The organism is Streptomyces sp. NPDC001070 (genome assembly GCF_053598835.1).
The window spans coordinates 70,545-70,984 of sequence record NZ_JBSFLB010000026.1; the positions used below are offsets into that span (position 1 = coordinate 70,545).

Sequence of the window (440 nt, forward strand, 5' to 3'; positions counted from 1 at the left end):
GTAGGCCCACTTCCGGGTGCCGGTGGCGGCGTCCAGCGCGTACACCTTGCCGTCACCGCTGCCGATGTAGACGATGCCGCCGACCACCGCGGGCGCCGAGGAGACCGTGTCGCCGGTGGCGTAGGCCCACTTCCGGGTGCCGGTGGCGGCGTCCAGCGCGTACACCTTGCCGTCACCGCTGCCGATGTAGACGATGCCGCCGACCACCGCGGGCGCGGAGGAGACCGTGTCGCCGGTGGCGTAGGCCCACTTCCGGGCGCCGGTGGCGGCGTCCAGCGCGTACACCTTGCCGCCACCGCTACCGATGTAGACGATGCCGCCGACCACCGCGGGGTCGGAGCCGACCGCGCCGCCGGTGGCGTAGGCCCACCTCTGGGCGCCCGTGGCGGCGTCCAGCGCGTACACCTTGCCGTCGTTGCTGCCGACGTAGACGATGCCGC

The 440-nt window shown here is 73.6% G+C and carries 1 protein-coding gene; it reads right to left on the minus strand.

Translation table 11 applies throughout. From position 1 onward, the window contains the following. On the minus strand, positions 1–440 hold a 440-nt coding region (locus tag ACWDAS_RS28725; RefSeq protein WP_450396619.1), incomplete at both ends, for an outer membrane protein assembly factor BamB family protein.